Genomic DNA, 271 nt, shown 5'->3' on the forward strand with positions numbered 1-271 from the left:
GCACAGGTTTACAATCACCTTTTTTCCACGTAATTCGGAGAGCTTCATCTTCCCTCCATGTAGCGCCTGTAATTCAAAATCAGGGGCCAGATTTCCTTTTTCGATTCCAATTGTTTTGTTCCCCTGTCCAGCTGCCTGCTCGGCATCACCTGGTAGGGATGGCGCTGTAGGTGTTTTCCCAGTATCCACTATTCCCCAAGCGAGTAACCCTAACAACACAATAGCCGCAAGTGCATTTTTATGTTTCATCAGATGGTCCTCCGGTAACGGG

At 48.0% G+C, this 271-nt stretch carries 1 pseudogene; it reads right to left on the bottom strand.

Going from position 1 to position 271, the window contains the following annotated elements:
* Positions 1-249, bottom strand: a pseudogene (locus SB773_RS31890) (TlpA family protein disulfide reductase); the annotation flags it as partial.
* Positions 250-271: the final 22 nt, after the last annotated feature.

Origin of the sequence: Bacillus sp. SIMBA_074 (assembly GCF_046534555.1) — a bacterium.
Taxonomy (GTDB): domain Bacteria; phylum Bacillota; class Bacilli; order Bacillales; family Bacillaceae_G; genus Bacillus_A; species Bacillus_A mycoides.